Origin of the sequence: Aphanothece stagnina RSMan2012 (assembly GCF_046764815.1) — a bacterium.
Lineage (GTDB): Bacteria > Cyanobacteriota > Cyanobacteriia > PCC-6307 > Cyanobiaceae > NIES-981.
The window spans coordinates 1-205 of record NZ_JBKOUC010000149.1 but is presented as its reverse complement, the minus strand read 5'-3'; the positions used below and the strand labels follow the sequence as shown (position 1 = coordinate 205).

Genomic DNA, 205 nt, shown 5'->3' with positions numbered 1-205 from the left:
TTGGGGCGCAACGCCAACGCCAGCGGAACCGCCGCGACCGCCGTCGGGGCCGAGGCCCTGGCCTCAGGGGGACAGGCGACGGCAATAGGTCCTAGCGCCAATGCCACCGGAACCGCCGCGACCGCCGTCGGGTTGGACGCCCGGGCTTCAGGTACCGCCGCCACAGCCCTCGGAGAAGCCTCCATCGCCGACGGTGAAAGCGCCA

The 205-nt window shown here is 72.7% G+C and carries 1 protein-coding gene; it reads left to right on the top strand.

Annotated features, from left to right (window positions below; translation table 11 throughout):
* Window positions 1-205, top strand: a 205-nt coding sequence (locus tag ACLNEE_RS17150; protein ID WP_412007479.1) for a hypothetical protein, incomplete at both ends; no start/stop codon positions are given.